The 23,766-nt window shown below is 71.3% G+C and carries 13 protein-coding genes and 1 pseudogene; 7 read left to right on the top strand and 7 right to left on the bottom strand.

Annotation, left to right across the window (positions count from 1 at the left end; genetic code table 11):
- Nucleotides 1-57 precede the first annotated feature (57 nt).
- From RB614_RS24750 to RB614_RS24760, 3 genes are read left to right on the top strand one after another with little or no spacing between them, the layout of a single operon-like run.
- Nucleotides 58-648, top strand: coding sequence for a hypothetical protein (locus RB614_RS24750; protein ID WP_308715004.1), 591 nt, complete (start codon nucleotides 58-60; stop codon nucleotides 646-648).
- 13 nt (nucleotides 649-661) lie between these two features.
- Nucleotides 662-2,728 carry a flotillin family protein gene (locus RB614_RS24755; RefSeq protein ID WP_308715005.1) on the top strand — a complete coding sequence of 689 codons (2,067 nt, stop codon included), beginning with the start codon at nucleotides 662-664 and terminating at the stop codon, nucleotides 2,726-2,728.
- The gene (locus RB614_RS24760) at nucleotides 2,725-7,617 is read left to right on the top strand and encodes a DNA repair ATPase (RefSeq protein ID WP_308715006.1); all 4,893 of its coding nucleotides are present in this window, start codon (nucleotides 2,725-2,727) and stop codon (nucleotides 7,615-7,617) included. The genes RB614_RS24755 and RB614_RS24760 overlap by 4 nt, the downstream gene beginning before the upstream one ends.
- Here RB614_RS24760 and RB614_RS24765 read toward each other — a convergent pair.
- The 3 genes from RB614_RS24765 to RB614_RS24775 form a co-directional block, all read right to left on the bottom strand.
- The gene (locus RB614_RS24765) at nucleotides 7,599-9,026 is read right to left on the bottom strand and encodes a P-loop NTPase family protein (RefSeq protein ID WP_308715007.1); all 1,428 of its coding nucleotides are present in this window, start codon (nucleotides 9,024-9,026) and stop codon (nucleotides 7,599-7,601) included. The genes RB614_RS24760 and RB614_RS24765 overlap by 19 nt on opposite strands.
- Complete coding sequence (locus tag RB614_RS24770) at nucleotides 9,023-10,840, bottom strand: dynamin family protein (RefSeq protein ID WP_308715050.1); 1,818 nt, start codon at nucleotides 10,838-10,840, stop codon at nucleotides 9,023-9,025. Before RB614_RS24770 ends, RB614_RS24765 begins: the two co-directional genes overlap by 4 nt.
- 178 nt (nucleotides 10,841-11,018) lie before the next feature.
- The gene (locus RB614_RS24775; protein WP_308715008.1) at nucleotides 11,019-11,930 is read right to left on the bottom strand and encodes an IniB N-terminal domain-containing protein; all 912 of its coding nucleotides are present in this window, start codon (nucleotides 11,928-11,930) and stop codon (nucleotides 11,019-11,021) included.
- A 321-nt stretch (nucleotides 11,931-12,251) separates the two neighbouring features.
- On the opposite strand from RB614_RS24775, the gene RB614_RS24780 reads away from it, so the two are divergent.
- The 3 genes from RB614_RS24780 to RB614_RS24790 are packed head-to-tail and all read left to right on the top strand — an operon-like array spanning nucleotide 12,252 to nucleotide 16,304.
- Nucleotides 12,252-13,349, top strand: coding sequence for an Hsp70 family protein (locus tag RB614_RS24780; protein WP_308715009.1), 1,098 nt, complete (start codon nucleotides 12,252-12,254; stop codon nucleotides 13,347-13,349).
- Nucleotides 13,346-15,871, top strand: coding sequence for a helix-turn-helix transcriptional regulator (locus RB614_RS24785; protein WP_308715010.1), 2,526 nt, complete (start codon nucleotides 13,346-13,348; stop codon nucleotides 15,869-15,871). Before RB614_RS24780 ends, RB614_RS24785 begins: the two co-directional genes overlap by 4 nt.
- Nucleotides 15,872-15,896: 25 nt before the next feature.
- On the top strand, nucleotides 15,897-16,304 hold the full coding sequence (locus tag RB614_RS24790) for a roadblock/LC7 domain-containing protein (RefSeq protein WP_308715011.1): 408 nt from the start codon (nucleotides 15,897-15,899) through the stop codon (nucleotides 16,302-16,304).
- 464 nt (nucleotides 16,305-16,768) lie between these two features.
- Here RB614_RS24790 and RB614_RS24795 read toward each other — a convergent pair whose 3' ends face one another.
- Genes RB614_RS24795 through RB614_RS24805 form a run of 3 tightly spaced genes read right to left on the bottom strand, consistent with a single transcriptional unit; the run spans nucleotide 16,769 to nucleotide 20,852 of the window.
- Complete coding sequence (locus tag RB614_RS24795) at nucleotides 16,769-18,031, bottom strand: type II toxin-antitoxin system HipA family toxin (RefSeq protein WP_308715012.1); 1,263 nt, start codon at nucleotides 18,029-18,031, stop codon at nucleotides 16,769-16,771.
- Between the two features lie 44 nt (nucleotides 18,032-18,075).
- Nucleotides 18,076-19,416, bottom strand: coding sequence for a 4-aminobutyrate--2-oxoglutarate transaminase (gene gabT / locus RB614_RS24800; protein ID WP_308715013.1), 1,341 nt, complete (start codon nucleotides 19,414-19,416; stop codon nucleotides 18,076-18,078).
- A 2-nt stretch (nucleotides 19,417-19,418) separates the two neighbouring features.
- A complete protein-coding gene (locus tag RB614_RS24805; protein ID WP_308715014.1) occupies nucleotides 19,419-20,852 on the bottom strand; it encodes a gamma-aminobutyraldehyde dehydrogenase in 1,434 nt (477 codons plus the stop codon).
- A gap of 204 nt (nucleotides 20,853-21,056) precedes the next feature.
- Here RB614_RS24805 and RB614_RS24810 point away from each other — a divergent pair, with 204 nt between their 5' ends.
- On the top strand, nucleotides 21,057-22,496 hold the full coding sequence (locus RB614_RS24810) for an aldehyde dehydrogenase family protein (protein ID WP_308715015.1): 1,440 nt from the start codon (nucleotides 21,057-21,059) through the stop codon (nucleotides 22,494-22,496).
- Nucleotides 22,497-22,608: 112 nt separating this feature from the next.
- On the opposite strand, the pseudogene RB614_RS44350 reads toward RB614_RS24810, so the two are convergent.
- Nucleotides 22,609-23,249, bottom strand: a pseudogene (locus RB614_RS44350) (helix-turn-helix domain-containing protein); the annotation flags it as partial.
- Nucleotides 23,250-23,766 lie beyond the last annotated feature (517 nt).

Here is a 23,766-nt window from a genome sequence, read left to right on the forward strand (position 1 = left end):
GTCATGATCCTGGCTACGGGTTTTGGGGATTTTCGTAGCGGGGGTAGGCGCGGGTCGATGGGTGAGTTCGTGGACGCGGCGCTCGGTTTCCCGGCCGTGCTGTTCACTTTCCTCCTCGTGGTCGTCGTCGGTTACTGGCTCCTCGTGCTTCTCGGTGCGCTCGACATCGAGGCCCTCGACTTCGACGCCGACGGTGACGTGTTGGGCGGTCTCGGCTTCGCCGGGGTGCCCGTGGCCGTCACCGCCTCGCTGCTCATCGCGATCGCCTGGTTCGTGAGCCTCGCCGGCACGGTGCTTTTCGGCGGCGTGCTCGTGCTCGCGATCCTCGCGCTGTTCGTGGCGCTCGCGGCCGCGTGGTTCGTCACGCGACTGCTTGTCAAGCCACTCCAAAAGCTCTTTCCCAGCGGGCCGGAGGCGTCCCGCGCCGACTTCGTCGGGTCGGTGTGTGTCATCCGCACCGGGCGGGTCAGCCAGACATTCGGCCAAGCGGAGGTTACCGCCGCGGATGGTTCGTCCGCGATCATCCAGGTGCGGCAGACCGGCGCCGACACGTTCAAGGCCGGCACCACCGCGCTGATCTACGAGTATGACGCCGACGGGGAGTTCTTCTGGGTCACCCCCGTCCCACACAGCCAGCCACACGGATAGAGAAGGACCCCTCATGGACGCCATCACCACCGGCTTCGGCGTGCTCATCGCCGTCGTACTTCTCGTCGTCATCGTGTTGCTGTTCATGGTGAGCCGGCTCTTCCGCAAGGTGGAGCAGGGCAAGGCGCTCATCATCTCGAAGATCCGGAAGGTCGACGTCACGTTCACCGGCGCGGTTGTCCTGCCGGTCTTCAACAAGGCCGAGATCATGGACATCTCGGTCAAGACGATCGACATCGAGCGCACCGGCAACGAGGGGCTCATCTGCCGCGACAACATCCGGGCCGACATCCGGATCACGTTCTTCGTGCGGGTCAACAAGACGGTCGAAGACGTCATCAAGGTGGCGCAGGCGATCGGCACCGCGCGGGCCAGCGACCAGGAGACGCTGCAGGAGCTGTTCAACGCGAAGTTTTCCGAGGCGCTGAAGACGGTCGGCAAGCAGCTCGACTTCGTCGACCTGTACACGAAGCGGGACGAGTTTCGCGACCAGATCATCCAGGTGATCGGCACCGACCTCAACGGGTACAGCCTGGAGGACGCGGCGATCGACTTCCTGGAGCAGACGCCGATGGCGCGGCTCGACCCGGCCAACATCCTCGACGCGCAGGGCATCCGGAAGATCACCGAGCTGACCGCGATCGAGCACGTGCGGACCAACGAGTTCCAGAAGACCGAGCAGAAGGAGATCACCCGCCAAAACGTCGACGCCCGCCAGACGATCCTGGAGCTGGAGCGGCAGCAGGCCGAGGCGGAGATCAAGCAGCGCCGCGAGATCGAGACCATGCGGGCCCGCGAGGAGGCGGAGATCGCCACCGCGCACGCCCAGGAGCGGCAGCGGGCCGAGGGTGCCAACCTCCGCACCGAGGAGCAGCTGGGCGTCCAGCAGGAGAACAAGGCACGCGAGATCGCGGTCGCGGCGAAGAACCGGGAGCGGGTCATCGCGATCGAGACCGAGCGGATCGAAAAGGACCGCATGCTCGAGGTCATCGCCCGGCAGCGGGAGACCGAGCTGACCACGATCGCCAAGGACAAAGAGGTCGAAGCGGAGAAGCGGGCGATCGCCGAGGTGGTCCGGGAGCGGATCGCGGTCGAAAAGACCGTCGCCGAGCAGGAGGAAAACATCAAGCGCCTGCGGGTGGTCGAGGAGGCCGAGCGGGTGCGGCAGGCGACCGTCATCCAGGCCGAGGCCGAGGCGCAGGAGTCGCTGGTCAAGGACATCAAGGCGGCCGAGGCGGCGGAGGCGGCCGCCAAGCACAAGGCGCGCGAAGCGCTGGTGCTGGCCGAGGCGCGCCAGCAGGCGGCCGAGCTCGACACCCGGGCGAAGATCCGGCTGGCCGAGGGGGCGCAGGCCGAGGCGGCCGCGGCCGGGCTGGCCGAGGTGCAGGTGCGCGAGCGGGACGCGGCGGCGATCGAGAAGGTCGGTCGCGCCGAGGCGGCCGTCGAGCGGGAGAAGGCGCTCGCCGCTGCCGAGGGCGCGGAGAAGGTCGGCAAGGCGGAGGCCGTGGTCGAGCGGGAGAAGGCCCTCGCGATGGCCGACGCGGTGCGCGAAAAGCTGAAGGGCGAGGCCGAGGGCCTCACCGAGAAGGCCGCCGCGATGGCCGCGCTCGACGAGGCCACCCGCGAGCACGAGGAGTACCGGCTGCGGCTGGAGGCGGAGAAGGAGATCCGGCTGGCCGGTATCGACGTGCAGCGCCAGGTGGCCGAGGCGCAGGCGTCGGTCATCGGCAAGGGCCTGGAAAAGGCAAACATCGACATCGTCGGCGGCGACAGCATCTTCTTCGACCGGCTGATGGGCTCGATCGCGGCGGGCAAGGCGGTCGACGGCTTCGTCGGCCACTCCGACGTGGCGCAGACACTGGCCAAGCCGTGGCTGGACGGTTCGGCCGACTTCACCAAGGATCTGGCCGAGATGCTCAAGTCGCTCAGCACGGCAGACGTGCAAAACCTGACGCTGTCCGCGTTCCTGCTCCAGCAGATCAAGGCCGGTGGTAACGCCGACAAGCTCAAGGAGCTGCTGGAGGCGGCCAAGCGGCTCGGCCTCGCCGACGCACCCCTGGCCGAGCTGAACGCCAAGTGACGACGGCAACCGAGGCCAAGCCCGCGCTCGACGTCGGTACCTACGAGGTCCTGCGCGGGCGGCTCGCCGACCGGTCGGCCGAGCTGGTCCGCCGGGCGGAGGCGCTCAACGTGCGCCGCCTGGAGGTCTTCGGCAGCGCGGAGATGCGGCTGGTCGGCACCGAGCGGATCCGCACCGAAAACAACTGCGTGCCCCGCGACATCGTGTCGATCGGCGGGCTGATGCTCTTCGGCTACAACGTCTTCATCGGGCTCAAGCCGGAGACCACAGTGGACGATGTGTTCGCGGTGCACGCGTTCAGCCGCGAGGGCGAGGCGTTCCGCTTCGAGCCGGCGGCCGAGGTGCCGTGGCTGCGCGAGCCGCAGTTCCTGCGCGACTTCGGCGAGCTGTACCGGTACTACCGGGAGACCCGGCTGCTCCAGCTGCGCCGGCTCGACGGGCGGCTGCTCGCCGTCTTCCAGACCGGCCCCAACACCGAAGACATCCGCGTGCTGCGGTGGCAGGTGGCCACCGACGGCACCGTGTCCTACATGGACAACCGGGGCGAGCGCGACCACACGTTTCCGTCGCCGCACGACTTCGAGTGGGTGGAGACCACGCGGGAACACCACGTTCTCGGCCGCCACCCGCACATCTCCATCAGCGACGAGGTCTTCGTGGAGACGGTCGGCGGCACGCTCACCGTCAAGGTGGAAAACAACACCGAGACCGGTGAGGGGATCTACGCCGAGCCGGTCGACGAGCCGCTGCAGAGCCTCGCCGACGCCGACGTCCACTACGCCCGGGTCGGCCCGCTGATCCTGCTCCGCGTACGGCCGTACAAGGAGACGGTCTGGCGGCACCTGGTCTTCAACACGCGCACCAAGTCGGTGGTGCGGCTCGACGGCATCGGGCAGGCGTGCCAGCGGCTGCCGGAGGACCACGGCATCATCTTCCCCGGCGGCTACTACCTGGCGACCGGCGTCAACAAGACGTTCGACACCGACGTGGCGAGCCTGGAGTTCGACCGGGTCATCCGCTCCACCAACGGCGAGGACGTGCTCTACGTCTTCCACGCGCGGGCCGAGGGGCGCACGCTCCTGTTGCCGTACAACGTGATCCGCAAAGAGGTCGCCACCCCGATCCCGTGCCACGGGTACTCGCTCTTCGACGACGGCACGCTCGTCGTGTTCCGGGCGACTTCCGAAGAGCCGACCCGGGTGCACCCGATGCAGGTGTGGCAGTCGCCGTACCTCTCGGACGCGTACGCCGCCGCCCAGCCGACCGGCACCGGGCCGCTGGAGCGGGTAGGCAACGCCGACCTCGTCCGGGGCATCTCCGACTGCCTCTCCGTGGGGCGGATGGCCGACGAGACGACCCCGTCGACCGGAGTCTTCGAGGCCCTCATCGCCACCTGTGCCCGCATCTTCGACCACTATCACTGGCTCGGCGAGCCGGAACTGGGCGACCTGCGCTCGCCGCTGTCGGAGGTACGCGCCACCGCCGAGCAGGTGCTCGACGAGTTCGAGAAAGTGCAGGCGCTCACCGCGCAGGCGGCGACCGCGCTGGACGAGGCGGGCGCCCGGATCCAGTCGCTGGTCCGCCGCACGCGCGGTGAAGCTCCACAGTCGACGGACGGCTGGGTGGCGCAGCTCGCCGACCTCCGCTCGGCGCAGGGCCACCTGGTGACACTCCGCGAACTGCGCTATGTGGACACCGCCCGGATCGACGAGCTTTCCCGGGTACTCGACGAGGAGCTGGCGTCCGCGGCGCAGCGTGCGGTGTCGTTCCTGCGGCGGGACGACGCGTTCGCCGGCTACCACGCGGAGATCGACCGGCTGGTCGCGGACGCGGAGGGGATCGCGACCGTCGCGGCGGCCGAGCCGCTCGGCGAGCGGCTCGCCGAGCAGGCCGAGGGGATGCAGGTCATCACCGAGGTGGTCGGCTCGCTCGACATCGCCGACGCCACCGTCCGCACCTCGATCCTGGAACGGATCGGCGAGGTGCTCGGCGGCGTCAACCGCGCTCGGGCCACATTGGAGGGTCGGCGCAAGGAGCTGCTCGCCACCGAGGGGCGGGCCGAGTTCGCGGCCGAGTTCGCGCTGCTCGGCCAGGCGATCACCGGTGCGCTCGCGGTCGCCGACACCCCGGAGCGCTGCGACGAGCAGCTGGGCCGGCTGCTGCTCCAGCTGGAAAACCTGGAGTCGCGGTTCGGCGAGTTCGACGACTTCCTCGCCGACCTCGGGGCCAAGCGCACCGATGTGTACGAGGTCTTCTCCGCCCGCAAGCAGGCGCTGCTGGACGAGCGGGCCCGCCGCTCCGACCGGCTCGTCGACTCGGCCGACCGCATCCTCGCCAGCGTCCACCGGCGGATCGCCACGCTCAAGACGATCGACGAGGTCAACACGTACTTCGCCGGCGACCCGATGGTGGCCAAGCTCCGCTCGGTGGCGCAGGAGCTGCGCGACCTCGGCGACCCGGTGCGCGCGGAGGAGCTGGACGGCCGGATCAAGGCGGCCCGCCAGGAGGCCGGCCGCAGCCTGCGCGACCGGCTCGACCTCTACAGCGACGGCGGCGAGACGATCGCGCTGGGCCGGCACCGCTTCGCGGTCAACACCCAGGCGATCGACCTCACGCTCGTGCCGCACGACGGGCGGATGGCGGTCGCGGTCACCGGCACCGACTACCGGGCCGCGGTGCGCGACGAGGCGTTCGAGGCGACCCGGCCGTACTGGGAGCAGCTTCTCGTCTCGGAGACGCCGGAGGTGTACCGGGCCGAGTTCCTCGCCGCGTCGATCCTGCTCGACGGCGACCTGGACGCTCTACACGAGGCCGCCGTGGTCGAGGGTGGACTGCGCGACCTGGTACGCCGCGCGGCCGAAACGCGCTACGACGAGGGGTACGAGCGCGGCGTGCACGACCAGGACGCGGCCGCCATTCTCGACGCCCTGCTCCGCCTGCACGCCGGCGCGGGCCTGCTCCGCTACCCACCCGCCGCTCGCGCCGCCGCCCAGCTCTTCTGGGCGTACGGCACCGACGGGGCCGCCCGCACCGCGTGGTCCACGAGGGCCGGCTCGCTGGCCCGGGCCCGGGCGGCGTTCGGCGCCACACCGGCGATCGAAGAGCTGCGGACCGAGCTGGCCGGCGCGGTGGGCGGCTTCCTGCGCGACCGCGGCCTGCCGCTGGACGCCCACCTCACCGGTGAGTACCTCTTCGAGGAGCTGGCGGGCGCGCCGTTCGGCTTCGTCACCAGTGCCGGCGCCCGAGACCTGCTGGACCGCTTTCACCGCGCGACGGTGGAGTCCTTCGACGAGGATCTGCGCGCGCTCGGCGGCGACCTGGCCGCCCGGCACCAGCTCGCGTCGGCCTGGCTGGCCGCGTTCGCCGGCGATCGGCCCGCGCCCGAGCTGTCCGAGGCGGTGGCGATCGAGCTCTGCGGCACCGAGCTGCCCCGCCACGACTCGTCCGCCGTCCTTTCCGCCACTGTGGACGGTGTACTGGGGACGCACCCGCGGGTCACCGGTCGCAAGCTGGAGCTGCGGCTCGACGAGGTGCTCACCCGCGTGCGGCGGTTCCGTGACGAGCGGGCGCCGGGCTTCCGGGCGTACCAGCGGCGGCGCAACGAGCTCGTCGCCCACGAGCGCACCCGGCTGCGCCTGGCCGAGCACCAGCCCAAGGTGATGAGCGCGTTCGTCCGCAACCGCCTGCTCGACGAGGTCTACCTGCCGCTTATCGGCGACAACCTGGCCCGCCAGCTCGGCGCGGTGGGCGATGCCAAGCGCACCGACCAGATGGGGCTGCTGCTGCTCATCTCGCCGCCCGGCTACGGCAAGACCACGCTGATGGAGTACGTGGCGAGCCGGCTCGGCCTGGTCTTCGTCAAGGTCAACGGTCCGGCGCTGGGGCACGCGGTCACCTCCGTCGACCCGGCCGAGGCGCCCAACGCCACGGCCCGGCAGGAGGTGGAGAAGATCTCGTTCGCCCTGGAGATGGGCAACAACGTCCTGCTCTACCTCGACGACATCCAGCACACCTCGCCGGAGCTGTTGCAGAAGTTCATCTCGCTCTGTGACGCCCAGCGCCGGATGGAAGGTGTGTGGGAGGGGCGCACGCGCACGTACGACCTGCGCGGCAAGCGCTTCGCGGTCTGCATGGCCGGCAACCCGTACACCGAGTCGGGGCAGCGCTTCCGGATCCCGGACATGCTCGCCAACCGCGCCGACGTGTGGAACCTCGGCGACGTGCTCTCCGGCAAGGAGGAGCTCTTCGCACTCAGCTACATCGAAAACTCGCTGACCGCCAACCCCGTGCTCGCCCCGCTCTCCACAAGGGACCGTGGTGACCTGGAGCTGCTCGTCCGGCTCGCCAAGGGCGACGAGGCGGTGCGCCCGGACCAGCTCGCCCACCCGTACTCGGCGGTCGAGCTGGAGCAGATCCTCGCGGTGCTGCGCAAGCTCCTGCGGGTGCAGCAGGTGGTGCTCACCAACAACCAGGCGTACATCGCCTCGGCCGCCCAGTCCGACGCGTCCCGCACCGAGCCGCCGTACCAGCTGCAGGGCTCGTACCGAAACATGAACAAGCTGGCCGAGCGGATCGTGCCGGTGATGAACGACGCCGAGCTGGAAGCCGTCATCGACGACCACTACCTTGGCGAGGCGCAGACGCTGGCCGCCAACGCCGAGGCCAACCTGCTCAAGCTCGCCGAGCTGCGCGGGCGGCTCAGCGGCGAGCGGGCCGCCCGGTGGAGCGAGGTGAAGGCGGGCTACCTGAAGGCCAAGGCACTCGGCGGCGCCGAGGACGACCCGATGAGCCGCGCGGTTGGCGCCGTGGGCCTGCTCGCCGACCGGGTCGGCGCGGTCGAGACGGCGATCGACCGCGCCGCCGAGCGGCTCTACGACGACAAGGCGTGAATGATGCCCTCGCAGCTGCGGACCACGACGGCGGCCGCGCGCCGCTGTTCGAGGCTCAGCAGCGGGTCTTCGGTCTGCTCCTGCCAGCGGGCCAGCGCGCCGGTGGCCAGCTCCCACAGCTGGCCCGGGTTGGTGCGTGGGTCGACGCCGAGCCGGGCGGTCGGCGTGGTGCCGCCCTCGCCGACGAGCCGGCGCGCCTCCGCCTCCAGCTCCGCGCCGAACTTGATCCGGTGCCCCTGTAGCGCGGCGACCAGCCGAAGCTCGCGAAAGTCGTGTGCGTTGGTCAGCGTGTGCTCCAGGTCGGCGAGGAGCTTTTCGCTGCCGGGCCTCGGCTCGGTGCGGAGCACCGCCTCCAGCGCGGCGAGCGCCGAGCGGGCCTTGAGCGCGTCGGCCCGGTCGACGAAGCAGCGGCCGACCGCCTCGCGCAGCTCGCTGAGGCCACTGCGGCGGACGAGCTCGGCGGCCAGCCCGGCCCGGGTGTCCGTACCGGTGCCGGTGCGGATCAGCGTGGTGGCCAGCCGTACGCCGAAGATGCCGAGCCGGTCGAGCAGGTCCTCCCGGGTCTCCACGTCGACCAGCGCGGGGAAGTCCTCACCCACGAAGCGGTCGGTGGTGAGCAGGTACGGCTCCAGCTCCGGCCGCGGGGTGCGGGCCAGTGTGGACAGTGCGGAGTAGTCCCGGTCGCTGAGGACCCGGCCGGCGAGCGCGATCAGGCCGCCGAGCGCCACCACGGCCAGGCAGAGGGAGCCGACGTGGTGGTCGCGGTGATGCTTGCGGGCGAGCTGCTTGGCGGCGAGCAGTGCGTCGATCCGGCCGCCGCCGATCTCGTCGGCCCGGGATAGCACCAGGATCACGTTGACCGGAGCGGCCCGGGCCACGGTGCCGTCCTGCGCGGACTCCAGCCACTCCAGGTCGGTGCCGCGCCCGTCGCGGGTCAGGTAGAGCACCGCGTCGGCGTCCCGCAGCACCTTGTCGCCGGCGTCCGGCAGCGCCGGAGTGTCCACAATGGTGGCGTTGCGCAGCGCCCGGCTGGGCCAGGTGACCACCAGGTCGTTGACCGGTGCCGGCCGCCACCGCCGGATGTCCACCCGCAGCCCGTTGGCGGTGCGCGCGACCGGCAGCTCGATCCCCGCCGGGTACGCGGTGGCGTGCGGCTCGGCGCCGTCCTGGTACCAGGTGAAGACCTGCTCGGCGTCCGGTACCTCGATCGGCGCGACCTCCTCGCCGACGATCGCGTTGACCAATGTGGACTTGCCGGCCTGCCAGGGGCCGGCGATCGCGATCCGCAGCGGCTCGTCGAACCGGCTCAGGTGGTGGCGGAGCTGATCGGCCGCGGCCGGGCTGTCGTGGTAGAGGTCGAGCGCCTCGTGCATGAGCCGCCACACAGACTCTTCCAGGACGGACGTCACCCTACGGGCTCCAGGCGGCGCTGCCGTTGCCCGGGGGCGCCGCCCAGCTCGGTCAGGGCCTGGGCCCGCTCGTACAGCGCGGCGAGCCGCCGCATCTGCTGCTGCACCTCGCGGCGGCGCTGCTCCCGCTCCAGCGCGTCGGCGTCGGCGGCCTGCTTCGCGCTGCGCAGCGAGTGGACGATCGCCTCCTGCAACTGCTCGGTCAGCCCGGTGAAGTGGTCGCGCAGCGCCCGCTGCACCCAGCGCGCGGTGTCTTTGCACTCCTTGTTGAGCCGGAGGAAGAAGTCGTCGACGTGCCGCTGCGAGGCGGCCTTGGCCGCGGCCTGCCGGCGCCGCAGCATCGACTTGCCCTCGTCGCGGATCGTCTTGCCGCCGAAGAGCGCGCCGGCGCCGAGGGAGACCGGATTGATCAGCGGCATGCCGGCGAGTGTCGTGGCGAGGCCGAACATGAGCAGGCCGCCGTACGAGCCGCGGAGTCCGCTGAAGATCTTCTGTACCGGCGTGAACCTCTCCACGCTCGGCCGCTCGATCTCCTCCAGCTGCTCGGCGAGCCGGTCCGGGATGCCCGCCCGCCACTCCGGGAGGATGTCCGCGCCGTACCGGACGAAGTGGTCGGCGACCCGCCCGGTGACCCAGTCGCAGCGCTGCACCAGCCAGGCGAAGTTGGCCTCGGCCGCCTCGGTCAGGCTCTGCTCCATCCACTCCTGGTAGTCGTCCCAGGTCTTCAGCGGGTCGGCCGTCTCGAACGCCTCGTCGACCTTGCGGATGATCTTTCGGGTGCGGTCGCGCAGGTCGTACTCGATGTCGGACATCAAATCCGTCATCTCGTCGGCGAGCGTGTTTTGCCAGCGGGTGGAGCAGCGGCGCAGCTCGTCGAGCCCGCGCTGCGCCTCGTACAGCCGGTGCAGCGACCCGGAGTCCTCATTGGACAGCTCGGCGCGCAGCGGCGCGGCGAGCTGCTCGATGACGGTGCTGGCCATCAGCCCCACCGCGGCCGGCGCGAGCACCTGCCCCTTGGAACCCTGCTCGCGCTTGAGCCGGGCGATCAGGTCGGGGAAGCCGGACTCCGCGTTGACCGCCTTGTCGTTGGTGCGCGCGGCCTGTAGCCGCAGCGTCGCCGAGACCGGCACGAGCGCGGCCGGCACGCCGGCGCTGGCGAGGTGGTCGCGGTTGCGCTCGGCCACCGCCCGCCAGTGCGGGGAGATGTCGATCTTGGTGAGCGCGACGACCACCCGCGGGTGCGACTGGATGATGTGCAGCAGCAGGTTGATCTCGGAGACCGAGAGCTCGCGGGTCGCGTCGGTGACCATCACGACGATGTCGGCCCGGGGGAGTGCCGCCACTCCACTGCCGGTGCTCGGGTCGTCGCCGTCCGCGCCGGGCGTGTCGATGAGCACGATGCCGCTCGCCAGGAGTCCACGAGGGACACCGATCTCGGCGTGCACCTCGCTCGCGCCCGGCCGGCGGCCCGGTGTGGTCGCGCTGATCCGGGCAGCGATGTCCGTTACGGGCATCGGCACCCGCTCGTCTTCGTCGCCCTCGTGCACCAGGGCGGCGGAGGGCGACTCCGCGTGCCGTACGACCGTGGGGATCGCGGTGGTCAGCCCGTCGCCCACGGGGCAGACGGGCGCGTTGATCAGCGCGTTGACGAGCTGGCTCTTGCCCTGCTTGGGCTCGCCCACGACGAGCACCCGCAGGGTGGGGTCCAGCAGCTGCTCCCGCTTTTGCAGCAGCCACCGGACCAGGTCGGTGCGGCTGTGCGCCGCGCATACCCGAGCCGTCTCGTCGAGGGTGTCGAGCCAGATCGGTGCCATCACCGGACCAAGTCTGCTGATTTCCACTCACATATCAAGTGGGGTCACTTAAATATCAAGCGGGGTCACTTAAAGAAATCAAGAGGGATGGGAGACCGGGCCCGAGTCCGGTCTCCCATCCCTGGGACCGCGGTAACGCTTAGAGAACCAGCCGTGACGGCGGGTTTTACGGACGGAATCAGAACAGGATGTCGGTGACGCCGAGAAGGCCGCCGTCGGTGTGCGCGTCGGCACCCGCCGAACCGTGCACCGTGCCCTGCACGCCGCCCACGCTCGCCGAGCCGTGCGCCTCCGCGCCGCCGCCCAGCAGGCCACCCACGCCGAGGCCGTCGAGCGTGCTGTCCACCGTGCCGGTGGTGCCGCTCAGCAGCGAGTCGGCACCCAGCGTGTCGTCCAGCTCCGGCAGGTCGACCGGTGGGACGCCGAGCGGGGCGGTCACCGAGCCGACCAGGCCGGTCACGCCGTCGAGCTGCGAGTCGACGGTGCCCAGGGTGTCGTCGGTGGTGTCGAGCACGCCGTCCACCGGCGCGCCCGGGACCAGGCCCGTGGCGGTACCCAGCGTCGAGTCGATCGTGCCGGTCGCGTCCGCGCCGACCGTACCGACCACATCGGAGTCGAGGGTGCCGGCCACGTCGTGCACGCCGGAGAGGTCGACCGACGCGCCGGAGGTGCTGGCCGCGACGCCGATGCCGGGGATGATCCCGCTGGTGGTGAGGCTGACACCGGTGGTGTCGACGGTGATCGCACCGACCGCGGCGATGTTGACGTTGGCGTCGGCGCTGGGCGTGGGCACGGCGACGCCGAGCTGCTGGGTGACCGTCTGGAGCTGGCCGATCACGTTGGTGGCGTCACCGTCGAGTGCGCCGAGCTGGCCGAGGCTGAGGTCGCTCGTGGGCACCAGGCCGGTGATCCCCTGAACCGGCGCGTAGTCCACGACCAGAGGGACCACGTCCTGCACGTCCGCGGCGGTGATGTCACCGAGCCCGGCGGCGTTCAGCGTGCCCTCTGGGTCCAGCTCGAACGCCGAGCGCGCCTCGGGGTTGGTGAGGAGGTTCAGCACGAAGTCGTGCAGTGTCTGGGTCGATTCCATGCCGCAGACCGTAAAAGCGCGGTGATCGTCCGGGCATCGGGGACCGCGCCGGGTTTCCGGGTTAGGGGATTAGGGGGTCCCTCGCCCCAGAATTAGTGGCTCAGCAGCACGAACATCTCTGGTACGAACGTATGGGTCCGCTGGGAGGAGAGCGCTCGGATGCCGTACGTGCTGGGAATCGACATCGGTGGGACGACCACGACCGCCGCTGTCTCGCGACTGGGTAACGCGGGATGGCTGGCACCCGAGGTCGTGCGGCTGGGGACACGGTCCGCGGCCGTTCCGTCGGTGTTACACGTATCGGGAGACGGTGCGCTTACCGTGGGCGAGCCGGTGCAGTTGGACGCGGGGCGGGTAGCCCGTGGTTTCGTCCGGCGTATCGGCGATGACGTGCCGCAGATCGTCGGGGGTGAGCCCTGCACCCCGCAGGCGCTCACCGCCGTGCTGGCCATGTGGGTGGTCGAGCGGGTGTTGGCTCACGAGGGGGAGCCGGCCGAGCAGGTGGTGATCAGCCACCCCGCCGCATGGGGTACGTATCGCCGGGAGCTGCTGCACCGGGCGCTCTGGGAGATCGGCCTGGCCAACGTCACGTTGCTGCCGGAGCCCGTCGTCGCTGCTGAGAGTCACACCGCACGCGGTTGGAGGGGCCGCACCTTCGGTGTGTACTCCCTGGGTGGCAGCGACTACGAGGCTTCGGTCGTGCGCTGGGCAGAGGGTGTCGGTTTCCAGCTCCTCGGCAGTGCGGGCGCGATCGAGCCGTTCGGCGGCGCGGACGTCGACGAAGCCCTCGTCGGCCATGTGCGGTCGCGGCTCGACCGGGACCTGCGGGAGGTGTTCGCGAGTGGCCCGCAGGCCCGGATCGCGCTTTTCGGCCTGCGCCGGGAGTGCCGGCGGGTGAAGGAGGAGCTGACCACGGCCACCGAGGCCGAGGTGGTGCTCAGCACGTCCCACGGGCACGTGCGGGTGCCGGTCAACCGGGCCGAGCTCGAAGAGCTGGTCCGGCCGGCGCTGGAGCTGAGCGTCGAGACGCTGGCGCAGGTGATCCGTACCTGTGGCCTGCGGCGGCGCGAGCTGGACGGCGTCCTCCTGGTGGGTGGCGCGGCGCGGATGCCGCTCGTCGCGGAGCTGATCCGCGCCGCACTGCCCGGTCCGGTCGGCGTCGAGGCCGAGCCGCAGACCACGGCCGCCACGGGTGGGGCGCTCGCCGCCGTGCAGGTGGTGTCGCCGCCGACCGCGCGCCGCCAGGATCCAATGTGGATCCCGCAGCAGCGGGCCATCGAAGCATCGAACCATGAGCCGCCGCCGCTCGTTCAAGAGGGCATGGACGCCGGTCCACCGCCGCGCCCGCCCGTCGACATCACACCGTTGCGACTCCGCCCGACACAGCGCCTCTTCGGCCTGGTAGGAGGCCAAGCTTGAGTTCCCGGATCGTCCTGGCCCAGCGGCTCGTCCTGGACGACCCGACCACGGCGTTGCTCGACGCGGCCACCGCCGCGCCGCAGGCGCCGTTGCGGGTCGCCATCCAGGCCCCCGGTGGGTACGGCAAGAGCCTGCTGCTGCGCGAGCTGGCCCGGATCTACCGGCGCGCCGACGTGCCGGTGGTCGACGCGTGGCAAGAGGTGTCACTACAGGACGGTCCGTTCGTACTTTCCTTGGATGACGCCCACAGAGTGGGAGAGACGCGGCTGCGCGAACTGTGCGCGCTCGTCGGGTCACGGCGGGCCGGGATCGTCCTCGCGTACCGGCCGTGGCCCCGCTCCGCCGCGCTGGTCGAGCTGCTGGAGCTGCTCCGGCTGGACGGGCCGCCCCTGGTGCTGAGCCCGTTCACCGTCGAGCGGACGGCCAAGCACCTGGGCGTCGAGCCGGGCGCGGCGGCCGCCAGCTACGTGCACGCGCAGACCGGTGGCGTACCCCGACTGGTGGAGCGCCTGGCGCCGGCGGCCGAGCACCCGGAGGACGGCGTACCCCCGCAGGTGCTCGCCCAGTTCCGGACCGACCTGGACGACCTCGACGCCGACCTGCGCGCGCTGCTGCTCGCCGCCGCCACCGGCGTAGACCTCCCCACCGACCTGCTCGGCGGGCTGCTCGACCGCGCGCCGCACGAGGTCGACGACCTGCTCGACGCCGCGCGCGCCACCGGCCTGCTGGCGCCGGACGGCCGGCTGGTGCCGATCGCCCGCCGCGCGGTCGCCTCGCTCAGCCCGGCCGCGCAGCGTACCGCCGTGTGGCAGCGGCTCGCGCAGTTGCAGCTCGCCCGCGGCGGCGGCGTACTCCCGCTGGTGCGTGCCCTGCGCGAGGTCGGTGTGAGCGGCGGTGGCCTCGCCACCGTCTTCGAGGCCGCGGCCGAAGAGGCCCTCGTCGACGAGCCGGCGCTGGCCGCGGAGCTGTTCGCGGTCGCGGCGTCCGCCGGACGGCCGACCGACGCGCGCCGGGCGCTGGCCGCGGCGCTCTCCGGCGACCTCGACGCCGGCCTCCGCCTCGCCGACCGGCTGGTCGCCGCGGAGGGCTCGCCGGACCGGGCGGTGGGTGCGGCGGTATCGGGTTCCGCGCTCGCCCATCGCGGCCAGCTCGGTCGCAGCGCCGAGCTGTACCGGTGGTCGGGCACCACGTCGTCGGTGTCGTTCGCGGCGATCGGCTTCATCGGTACCGGCCAGCTCGGCCGGGCCGACGACCTGGTCCCGCCGGACGGCCCGCCCACCCTGCTCACCGGCGCCGCCGCCTTGATGGCGAGCGGGATCCGGGAGTCCCTGTCCGGCTCCGCCACGGCCGCGCTGTCCACATTGGTCCAGGCGGCCGCCCTGCTGGAGCCGGCCGGCCGCGCGGTGCTGCTGCCGGACAGCCCGGCCGCGCTCGCCGCGCTCGTGGCCATCCACTGTGGCGAGTTGGACACCGGCGAGTCGGTGCTCGACCGGGCCATCGCCGCCGATGTCGGCGCCGCCCTGATGTCCCGCCGCCACCGGCTGTTGCAGGGCTGGATGCAGATGGTGCGCGGGCGCACCGCGGCGGCCGCCGAGCACCGCGCCGCTGCCGGGACCGGCCAGCTGGAGCCGCGCGACCTGCTCTTCGCCACCGCCCTCGACGCCGGCATCGCCCGGCGCAACAGCGACCTCGCCGCCCTGCACCGCGCCTGGGCGCAGGCCCGCGAGGCGGTCATGCGGCACCCGGTCGACCTGTACTCGCTGCTGCCGCTCGGTGAGCTGGCGGTCGCCGCCGCCCGGCTGGGCGAGCAGGCCCGCATCGCCACCCACCTGGCCGAGGCTTGGCGGCTGCTCGACCGGCTCGGCCGCCCACCACTGTGGACGGTGCCGCTGCACTGGTGCGGCCTGCACGCCGCGATCATCGCGGAGGAACCCACAACCGCCGATGAACACGCCGCCGCGTTGGTGGCGACGGCCCAGCACAGCCGGTACGGTGCGGTGGTAGCGGCGGCCGCGGAAAGTTGGCTCGAGACACTGCGCGGGGCGGTCGATCCGGCCAAAGTGGAGGCTGCCGCCAGGGGGTTGCACGGTGCGGGACTGTGGTGGGACGGGGCCCGGCTGGCGGGGCAGGCGGCGATCCGTACGTCGGATCGCAAGGCCATGACCGCGTTGCTGGACTGCGCCCGGCTGCTCCAGGGTTCCGCTCGTGGTGGCGGCGCACAGTCGGCGGCCCAGCCGGCCGTGGCGCAGGTCACAGAGGCGTTCACCGCGCCGGCGGAAAGCCTGCTCAGCGAGCGGGAACAGGAGGTGGCGGATCTGGTACTCGACGGGCTGACGTATCGACAGATCGGCGACCGCCTCTTCATATCGGCCAAGACGGTCGAGCACCACGTGGCACGTATGCGCCAGCGGCTGGGCTGCGCCAACCGGGGCGACCTGCTGGCCAAGCTGCGTGCCATGTCCGCGGACCGGCCGGGCGCGGGGTCGCGCCGGGCGCCTTGGCCGCGACGCCCGATGGACTGAAGATTTCAACGAGGGGGAGACGACGTTGGCGCATCCGGCGGTTACGAGCGATGACCTGGCATGGCTTCTCGACGACGTCGTCGACCGCGTTCCGGGCGCGGAGCATGCGGTAGCCATTTCCCCTGACGGCCTGCTGCTGGCCGCCTCCCGCCACGCCGGCCCGATGGCCGCCGATCAGCTGTCCACTGTGGCCGCCGGCCTCTACGCGCTGGCGGTCGCCGCCGGCCGCCACACCGAGAGCGGCGCCGTCCGCCAGATCACCATCGAGATGCGGGAGAAGTTCCTCTTCGTGACCGCCACCGCGGGCGGCGCCATCCTCGCGGTGGTCTTCGAAGGCGACTCCGACGTCGACGCGATCGCCTACGAGATGGCCCTCTTCGCCGGCCGCGCCGACCACCACCTGCCCGCCTTCACCGCGCTGGCCGCGTCCTAGCCCGGCGGTTGCGGTTACCTCCTCATCCCGGGATGGTCGCGGTTGTCGGGTGCCCCGTTCGCGCGTGCAGCTCGAGAGCTCTGCGGACGCACACCATGTTCGGCCGTGACCCCACTCCGAAGGCTCTACGATCTGTTCGAAGATTTGGGCTACCGCGACGTCCGCGGTGGTCGGACCCAATGCCACTCACCTTAAGTCGATCATGAAGCTGGGCCCGTGCCTAGGGGCACGCCGTCCGACCTTGTCCACGGCTGTCGAGCCGCAAGCCCTTCCGTGATCGACGCGGGAAGAGCGGGGGTTCGGACGGCTTGCCCTGCGTCAAATTCGGTCGGCGCACGGCGATCGTGGTATTCCAGTGCCCCCTGTGGGGCACCTGAGTACCACGATCTCGGCGAACGGCCTGGATCTGGTCATTGTCCGCGCGGAACGCGGGCCGAACGTGGGCTGGTGGCGGGCTTTGGCATCTAGCCCTCCGCCAGCGCCGCGCGGCACCGCTCGGCGTGTGCGGTGACCCGGTGGCAGAGCCGCTCCGCGAGGTCACCGTCCGCGCCGGGCGCGGCGGCCGCCTTGACCGCCTCGGGCGTACGCGCCGCCAGCTCGTCCACCCGCGCCACGGTGGCATCCGGGTCGAGCCCAGCGGCCTCGGCGAGCCGCCGCCAATGCCGCGCCCGGAGCGCCGCGACCCGGTACTCGCCGCCGATGCGCATCGCCATCCGCAGCTTCGGCGCGTACATGTCGTCGTAGGGGAGGGCGCTGGCCAGGTCGTAGAGGGGCGCGAGGCGCACCTGCCGGCCGGCGAGCAGCAGGGAGTAGTTCTTCGCGTGCGCGTCCGTACCCGCGATGATCCAGTTGAACGCCAGCGCGTCCACGAACCGCCGTACCTCCGCGTCGCCGTCGGCGCTTTCCGCCCGGAGGAGAGCGATGATCTGCTCCGGGCTCGGACCGCCCTCGCTCTGGTACTTGATCACGGGCGGTATGCCCAGCGCCTGGCACAGGTCTTCCTGATGCAGCCGGTCGACCGTCCCGTCCGCCCGCCGCGTCCGGTCGTAGCGGTCGATGACGATGACCCGCTCCCCGGCGAACGACGCGACGCGCGAGGCCGCCGCGTCCAGGCCGAGGTGCCGGGCGGCCGCGAGGCACATGTGTTCGTTGAGGTCGTGGTCGTCGAGCCCGGTGATGGCCGGCTTGAGGATGTGCGTGGTCGGCACGGCGCCCCAGGGCGCACCCCAGCGGTCCGTGGTCTCGTCGTGGTAGAGGGCGGTCTTCGACTGCGCGCCGCCGAGGCTGAAGTTTCCGGTGGTGGCGACGTGCCACGCCGCCGGATCCCGCCGCAGGAGCCGGATCCGGTCGGCGATCTCCGCCTCGCTCATCCAGGTGACTCCACCGTCGCGGGCGAGTTGGGCCTCGACCCGGTCCGGTGTGACGAACTGCACGGCCCCGGCGCAGTCCTCACCCACGTGGCCGAGCAGCGCGAACGGGTTGCGCGCAGACGCGTGGTATGACCGGGCCCACCGTTCGAGGACCCTCTCGTTGTCCGGCAGCAGGCCTAGGAGATAGGGGCGGATGGCGTCGTCATGTGTTCGCTGCGTCAACGGCATTGATACCGACAGCGGCGTCGAGGTTGTGGATGCCCGCCACTCGTCGTCGTAGGTGAGCGTGAGCTCGCCAGCGCGGTTTTGTTTCACCGCACCGGCCACCTGACCGTCCATCAGGACGACGAGCGTCATGAGCCACATCATGCCCGATACGGAGCGTGGTGGGAGGCCGTCAATCAGGTGGTGGAGAAGGCTTCTTCGAGGATCCGCAGGCCGCGCTCCAAGGTCGGGTCGTCGATCACCAGGGGTGGTAGGAAGCGCAGCACGTTGCCGTACGTGCCGCAGGTCAGGGTGAGCAGGCCGGCGCGGTGGCAGGCGGCCGAGACGGCGCCGGCGGTGGTCGGGTCCGGGGTGGTGGTGCCGGGCTGGACGATCTCGACGGCGAGCATGGCGCCGCGGCCGCGTACGTCGCCGATGCGCTGGTCGCGTCCGGCCAGTGTGCGCAGGCGGGGCATCATCACCGACTCGATGTGGCGTGCGGCGGCGGCGAGGTCGAGTTCGCGCATGGTCTCGATGGCGGCCAGGGCGGCGGCGCAGGCGAGCGGGTTGCCGCCGTACGTGCCGCCGAGGCCGCCCGGGTGCACGGCGTCCATGATCTCGGCGCGCCCGGTGACCGCGGCCAGGGGCAGCCCGCCGGCGATGCCCTTGGCGGTGGTGACCAGGTCGGGCACCCACTCCGCCTGCCCCTGGTGCTCGGGGCGGGTGCCCGCGACCCGCGCGCCGGGGCCGGGCACACCGCCCTCGTGCTCGCAGGCAAACCACGAACCGGTGCGGCAGAAGCCGGTCTGGATCTCGTCCGCGACGAAGAGCGCGCCAGCGGACGCGGCCCATGTGGCGAGCGCGGGCAGGAAGCCGCCGGCGGGTACGACGAAGCCGCCCTCGCCCTGGATCGGCTCGGCGACGATCGCGGCCACGTTGGCGGCGCCGACCTGCTTGTCCACCTGGTCGAGCGCGCGGGCGGCGGCCTCCGTGCCGCTGAGGCCGCCGTCGCGGAACGGGTACGACATCGGCACCCGGTAGACCTCGCCGGCGAACGGGCCGAAGCGGTGCTTGTACGGCATGTTCTTGGCGGTCATCGCCATCGTGAGGTTGGTCCGCCCGTGGTACGCGTGGTCGAAGACGACGACGGCCGGCCGCCCGGTCGCGTGCCGGGCGATCTTCACGGCGTTTTCGACCGCCTCGGCGCCGGAGTTGAAGAGGGCCGAGCGCTTCTCGAACGCGCCCGGGGTCAGCGCGTTCAGCGTCTCGGCGACGGCCACATAGGACTCGTACGGGGCGACCATGAAGCAGGTGTGGGTAAAGCGGGCGACCTGCTCGCGTACCGCCGCGACGACACGGGGTGCCGCGTTGCCGACGGAGGTGACCGCGATGCCGGACGCGAAGTCGATCCACTCCCGACCGTCCACATCGGTCAGCGTGCCGCCACCGGCATGGTCCACATAGGAGTCGATGACGCTGCCGACCCCGCGGGCCACCGCCGCCGTACGCCGCTTGTGCAGTTCCTCGGAAGTGGTCACCACTACCCCCAGTTGTGCATGACGTGCTTGACCCGGGTGTAGTCCTCCAGGCTGTACACGGAAAGGTCCTTGCCGTGTCCGGAGTGCTTGAACCCGCCGTGCGGCATCTCCGAGACGAACGGGATGTGGGTGTTGACCCACACGCAGCCGAAGTCGAGCCGCCGGGTCATCCGCATCGCGCGCCCGTGGTCCTTGGTCCACACGGAGGCGGAGAGGCCGTACTCGACGCCGTTGGCCCAGCGCACCGCCTCCTCCTCGTCGGTGAAGCGCTGCACGGTGATCACCGGCCCGAAGACCTCGTCCTGGATGATCTCGTCCTGCTGCTGGACGCCGGAGACGACGGTGGGCGCGTAGAAGAAGCCGCGGTCGCCGACCCGGGAGCCGCCGATGCCGACCGAGGCGTGGCCGGGCAGGCGGTCCACGAAGCCGGTGACGCGGGCGAGCTGGTTGGCGTTGTTGAGCGGGCCGTAGAGCACGTCCTCCTCGTCCGGCCCGCCGGTCTTGGTCTCCCGCGCCTGCTCGACCAGTGCGGCCACGAAGTCGTCGTGGATGCCGGGGCCGGCGAGCACGCGGGTGGCGGCGGTGCAGTCCTGGCCGGCGTTGAAGTAGCCGCCGACCGCGATCGCCTCGGCCGCGGCTGCCAGGTCGGCGTCGTCGAAGATCACGACCGGTGCCTTGCCGCCCAGCTCCAGGTGGGTGCGCTTGAGGTCGGGTGCGGCGGCCGAGGCGACCTCCTTGCCGGCCCGGGTGGAGCCGGTGATCGACACGAGCTGCGGGGTCGGGTGGGCGACGAGCGAGCGTCCGGTGTCGCGGTCACCGCAGACCACGTTGAAGACGCCGGCCGGCAGGAACTCCGACGCGATCTCGGCGAGCAGCAGTGTGGAGACCGGGGTGGTGTCCGACGGCTTGAGCACGACCGTGTTGCCCGCCGCCAGCGCCGGCGCGATCTTCCAGATCGCCATCATCAGCGGGTAGTTCCACGGGGTCACCTGGGCGCAGACGCCGATCGGCTCGCGCCGCACGTACGAGGTGTGCCCGGCCATGTACTCGCCGGCCGAGCGCCCCTCCAGCACCCGCGCCGCCCCGGCGAAGAAGCGCAGCTCGTCGGCGCAGGGCGGGAGCTCCTCCTCGGCGGTGAGCTGGCGCGGCTTGCCGGTGTTGCGCACCTCGGCGTCGACCAGCTCGGCCGCCCGCGACTCCACCGCGTCGGCAAACTTCAGCAGTGCCTTCTGCCGCTCGGCCGGCGTCGCGTCACGCCACGACTCGAAGGCGGTGGCGGCGGCGCCCATCGCGATGTCGACGTCGCGCTCGGCGGAGACCGGGGCCTGGGCGAAGACCTCGCCGGTACAGGGGTCCACCAGATCGCTGTAGCCGCCGTCGACCGGATCGACGTACTCCCCGTTGACGAAGTTGCGCAGGATTTGCTTATCAGTCATCGAGGTCTCCCGGTGAACGGCGGTTATCGCATCCCACCCGCCATCTTCGCGACTGAATTCGCGGCAGACAAGGTTCTGTGCGACCGTTTTCGTTTTGGTGATCGAAGCTCCTCTGAAGTCGTTAGAACGACTTCAGAGGAGCTTCGATCACAGGCGGACCCGGCGCCGGCACCCCCTGACTCCGGGGCCCTCTAGAGTCTGACCATGGAGATCACGCCCTTCTACGTGGCCGGCCAGAAGAGCACCAGCGACGACATCCTCGACGTTCACCACCCTTACGACGGCCGGATGGTGGGGCGTACCGCGAACGCGACTCCGGAACAGGTCGAGCGGGCGCTGGCGGCGGCGGCCGGCGTGGCCGCGGATGCCTCCGCACTCCCTGCCTCCGCCCGCGCGGCGGCGCTGGACCACGTCTCCCGCCGGCTCGCCGAGCGGGCCGACGAGGTGGCCCAGCTGATCACGGCGGAAAACGGCAAGCCGCTCAAGTGGGCGCGGGTCGAGGTGGGGCGGGGCGTCTCCACGTTTCGGTGGGCGGCGGAGGAGGCGCGCCGCTTCGCCGGCGAGCTCCAGCGACTCGACACCGAACCGGCGGCGGCCGGCCGGATCGCCCTGGTGCGCCGCTTCGCCCGCGGGCCGGTGCTCGGCATCAGCCCGTTCAACTTCCCGCTCAACCTGGTCGCCCACAAGGTCGCCCCGGCCATCGCGGTCGGCGCCCCGATCGTCCTCAAGCCGGCGCCGGCCACCCCGCTGACCGCGCTGCTGCTCGGCTCGCTCCTGGCCGAGACTGACCTGCCGGCGGGCATGTTCTCGGTGCTCCCGGTCCCCAACGACCGGGCCGGTGCGCTGGTCGAGGACCCGCGGCTGCCGGTCGTCTCGTTTACCGGCTCGGGCCCCGTGGGGTACGCGATCCGCGACAGGGTGCCGCACAAGCACGTGACGCTGGAGCTGGGTGGTAACGCGGCCGCCCTGGTCTGCGGCGACTGGTCCTCGCTCGACGACCTGGACTGGGCCGCCCAGCGGATCGCCCTCTTCTCCAACTACCAGGCCGGGCAGAGCTGCATCGCGGTGCAGCGGGTCTTCGTGCACGAGTACCTGGAGGACGCGTTCGTGCCCCGCCTGGTCGCGGCCGTCGAGGCGCTGAAGACCGGCGACCCCGCCGACGAGACCGTCGACGTCGGCCCGATGATCAACGAGGACGCGGCGAAGCGGGTGGAGAGCTGGGTCGACGAGGCCGTCGCCGGCGGCGCCACCCTCGTGTCGGGCGGCCGCCGGCAGGGCGCGACCTTCCCGCCGACAGTGCTGACCGGCGTACCGGCCGGCGCCAAGGTCCTCACCGAAGAGGTCTTCGGCCCGGTGCTCGCGGTGGCCCGGGTCACCGACGACGCCACCGGGCTCGCGGCGATCAACGACTCCGCGTTCGGCCTCCAGGCCGGCGTCTTCACGCACGACCTGCAGACCGCCTTCACCGCCCACCGCACGCTCGAGGTGGGCGGCGTGATCGTCGGGGACGTGCCGTCGTTTCGCGCCGACCAGATGCCCTACGGCGGCCTGAAGGGCAGCGGCGTCGGCCGCGAAGGCCTCCGCAGCGCCATGGACGACTACACCGAGCCGAGGGTCATGGTCCTCACCGGCGTCGATCTCTGAGACGCTTTCCAACTTCAGAGTCACTTTCAGATAGCTTGCCCCGGTCCGCCGCAGCTGTAGGCCGTCGCTCCCGCGGAGACCGCTGCCTGTTGGTCGTGCGGTGGAGTAGCCAGCCTGCGGTGATGATGTTGTATATGTGGGCGATGCTGGACGCGGTGGTGGTCGATGTGCTGGCGGCGCGGCGGTAGTCGCGCGGGATCTTCCATTCCTTCATTCGGGGCGAAGGTGTGCTAGATGCGGGCCCGGACGCCGCGATGGATCGGGTTTGGCGTCCTGTTTCCGCTGCGGCGGTTCGGTGCCGTCAGCGGGCTTGCGGTGCGGGATGACTACGTCCGGGTTGCCGCGGTAGGCGCGAGTTTCTGGTTGATGCCGCTGGTGCGGTAGACGATCGTGTCGTTGCGGCCCGCCGGTGGCCCCGGGTCGGTATCAGCCTGCCAGCGACGATCGTGACCTGATCTGGGCCCGCGACGCCGCACCGGCCCCAACGCCAACAGCGGCCTGAGGGTGTCGATGGCCGGTGGGCGGCGGAGTGCGAGATCCCGAACGGCGGTCCGATCTGCCGCAAGGTCAGGTTGGTGCGCCAGTAGGCGGCGACCAACAGCATCCGGTCCCACAGGTTCGAGGCCCCACTGGCGTCCTGGGCGACCGTCCGCGATTTGGTCCCCAACCGCGCCGGGCGACCAGTCGGACCAGCTTGCGGAACTGCCTGGGCTTGCAGCCGGAGCAAATTAGATCTACCTGGTCAGCCGCTATTCGGGCAGCGGATTTCCGTGACGTGCGGGACAATTATCGCATGCGGCAGCTTCAGCTATTCACTCCGGCCGCACTAGCCGAAATGCGTGACCGCACCGCATCCCGTAACTACTCTCCCGAGCGAGACGAGTTTCGCCGCGAGCACGAGCGTCACCGCGCCTGGGGCCTCATGCAACGCCACGGCCACAAGCTAAATCGCCTACGCCACGGAGCTCGCACCGCCGTCCAGGAGGCGAGCCCACTCGCCTCCACGCGCTGCGGCGAGACACCGACCGGGGTCACACCGCCAGCCGAGAAAAGCCAGCCCATCCCTCATAAGCGCGACGAGCGCGACAGCCGCGACGACAGTGCCGAGCCGTCGCGAAGCCTGGCACCGGCGCCGAGCAAATCACCGACGCGCCCGACGCGCACCGCACCTGGCCGACGTGTCTGCGCCTTCAGACCCCGGTCGCGGTCCACGCTGACGCCACCAAACGCAGCCATCGCGCGCCTCTCGAAAACGCCGACAGCTATTGGT

The organism is Phytohabitans maris, from assembly GCF_031085175.1.
GTDB lineage: Bacteria > Actinomycetota > Actinomycetes > Mycobacteriales > Micromonosporaceae > Phytohabitans > Phytohabitans maris.